Genomic DNA, 2127 nt, shown 5'->3' with positions numbered 1-2127 from the left:
GAGCTGATGCAGCAGCTGGCCGCGAAGCGCGCCACGGTGCTGGCGATCGATTCGCTGCCGCGCACGCTGTCGCGCGCGCAGAAGATGGACGCGCTCACGTCGATGGCCGGCATCAGCGGCTATCGCGCGGTGATCGAGGCCGCGCATGCGTTCGGCCGTTTCCTGAACGGCCAGGTCACGGCGGCCGGCAAGATTCCGCCGGCGAAGGTGTTCATCGCCGGCGCCGGCGTGGCGGGTCTCGCCGCGATCGGCACGGCCGCGAGTCTCGGCGCGATCGTGCGCGCGAACGACACGCGCGCCGAAGTGGCCGATCAGGTCAAGTCGCTCGGCGGCGAGTTCGTCAAGGTCGACTACGAAGAAGAAGGCTCGGGCGGCGGCGGCTACGCGAAGGTGATGAGCGAAGGCTTCCAGCAGGCGCAGCGCGCGATGTACGCGCAGCAGGCCAAGGATGCCGACATCATCATCACCACCGCGCTGATCCCCGGCAAGCCGGCGCCGAAGCTCATCACCGTCGAGATGGTGCAGTCGATGAGGCCCGGCAGCGTGATCGTGGACATGGCCGCCGAACAGGGCGGCAACTGCGAACTCACGGTGCCCGGCGAGGCCGTCGTGCGCCACGGCGTGACGATCGTCGGTTATACGGATCTCGCGTCGCGCCTGTCGCGGCAGTCGTCGACGCTGTATGGGACCAACCTGCTGCGCGTGATCGAGGAGCTGTGCAAGGGCAAGGACGGCACGATCAACGTCGACTTCGACGACGACGCGATCCGCAGCCTCACCGTCATCAAGGAAGGCAACGTCACGTGGCCGCCGCCGCCGATCAAGCAGGCGGCCGTCGCGCCGAAGCCCCCGGCAGCCGCGCCCGCGGCGGCGGCACCCGCGAAGTCCAAGGGCCACGGCCACAGCGGCGAGCCGATGTCGGCCAAGGCGCTCGCGATCGTGTTCGCGATCGGCGCGCTGGCGTTCCTGCTGGTCGGCCAGTTCGCGCCGTCGAGCTTCCTGTCGCACTTCACGGTGTTCGTGCTTGCGTGCTTCGTCGGCTACATGGTGATCTGGAACGTCACGCCGTCGCTGCACACGCCGCTGATGAGCGTGACCAACGCGATCTCGTCGATCATCGCGATCGGCGCGCTCGTGCAGGTCGCGCCGCCGCTGGGCGAGCTGGCCAACGCCGGCGATCGTCCGTCCGGGCTGATCCTCGGTCTCGCGGTCGGCGCGCTCACGCTCACGGCCGTCAACATGTTCGGCGGCTTCGCGGTCACGCGGCGCATGCTGGCGATGTTCCGCAAATAAGGGGACAACAACAATGACTTCCAACCTGACTACCGTCTCCTATATCGGCGCCGCGATCCTGTTCATCCTCAGCCTCGGCGGGCTGGCCAACCCTGAAACCGCGCGCCGCGGCAACCTGCTCGGCATGATCGGCATGCTGATCGCCGTGCTGGCCACCGTGGCCGGCCCGCGCGTGTCGGCCGCGGGCATTCCGTACGTGATCGCCGCGCTGGTCGTCGGCGGCGCCGTCGGCCTGTACGCCGCGAAGAAGGTGCAGATGACGCAGATGCCGGAACTGGTCGCGCTGATGCACAGCCTGGTCGGTCTCGCGGCCTGCCTGGTGGGCTTCGCGAGCTATATCGACACGTCGCTGCAGTTCACCGGCGCCGAGAAGGCCATCCATGAAGTGGAAATCTACGTCGGCATCCTGATCGGCGCGATCACCTTCGCGGGTTCGATCATCGCGTTCGGCAAGCTGTCGGGCAAGATCGGCGGCAAGCCGCTGCTGCTGCCGGCGCGGCACTGGCTGAACCTGGCCGCGCTGCTGATCGTGATCTACTACGGCCGTGCATTCCTGCATGCGGAAAGCATCCAGGACGGCATGCTGCCCCTCGCCGTGATGACCGTGGTCTCGCTGCTGTTCGGCGTGCACATGGTGATGGCGATCGGCGGCGCGGACATGCCGGTCGTGGTGTCGATGCTCAACAGCTACTCGGGGTGGGCGGCGGCGGCCACCGGCTTCATGCTCGGCAACGACCTGCTGATCGTGATCGGCGCGCTGGTGGGCTCGTCCGGTGCGATCCTGTCGTACATCATGTGCCGCGCGATGAACCGCAACTTCATCAGCGTGATCGC

The 2127-nt window shown here is 67.7% G+C and carries 2 protein-coding genes; both read left to right on the top strand.

Annotated elements, in window-relative coordinates; all coding sequences use genetic code 11:
* Positions 1 to 1293: Re/Si-specific NAD(P)(+) transhydrogenase subunit alpha (locus DIE06_RS37570; protein WP_124665716.1), on the top strand; the 1293-nt coding region annotated here is incomplete at its 5' end.
* 13 nt (positions 1294 to 1306) lie between these two features.
* Positions 1307 to 2127: NAD(P)(+) transhydrogenase (Re/Si-specific) subunit beta (locus DIE06_RS37565; RefSeq protein WP_185733581.1), on the top strand; the 821-nt coding region annotated here is incomplete at its 3' end.

Source organism: Burkholderia sp. Bp8998, assembly GCF_003854235.1.
GTDB lineage: Bacteria > Pseudomonadota > Gammaproteobacteria > Burkholderiales > Burkholderiaceae > Burkholderia.
Note: the sequence above shows the minus strand (reverse complement) of the source record. Positions and strands in the feature narration are given on the sequence as shown.